This window comes from Cohnella baijiui (assembly GCF_020731285.1).
GTDB lineage: Bacteria > Bacillota > Bacilli > Paenibacillales > Paenibacillaceae > Cohnella.
Genome location: NZ_JAJFOW010000229.1, coordinates 1 through 291, shown reverse-complemented (window position 1 = coordinate 291; position 291 = coordinate 1). Strand labels below are relative to the sequence as shown.

The following is a 291-nucleotide window of genomic DNA, read 5'->3' as shown; positions in this document are numbered from 1 at the left end:
TAAATCCCGCGGTATACGCAGCGAGCAGTAAACTCCACATCCTCTGTCAAGGACGTTACTCCCCACCCCATCTCCTTTAGAAGGTCTGTCTTAATACAAAGCCCCGTTCCTCCAAGCGCATTAGCCATGCCGAGATTGTAGCGGGCCAACTGCCACATCCGGTTCATAAACCAATACGTAATCGCATAGGAGATACTAATCCATGAATCATATGGGTTTTTTGTTTCCAGATATCCCTGAATTACCTGATGCCCGCTCATTAGCTTCTCGTTCATCTCCGTAAGAAAGTTG

1 protein-coding gene is annotated in these 291 nt (G+C 47.1%); it reads right to left on the bottom strand.

Annotated features, from left to right (window positions below; genetic code table 11):
* On the bottom strand, nucleotides 1-291 hold a 291-nt coding region (locus tag LKX83_RS32425; protein WP_465249357.1), incomplete at both ends, for a glycosyltransferase family protein.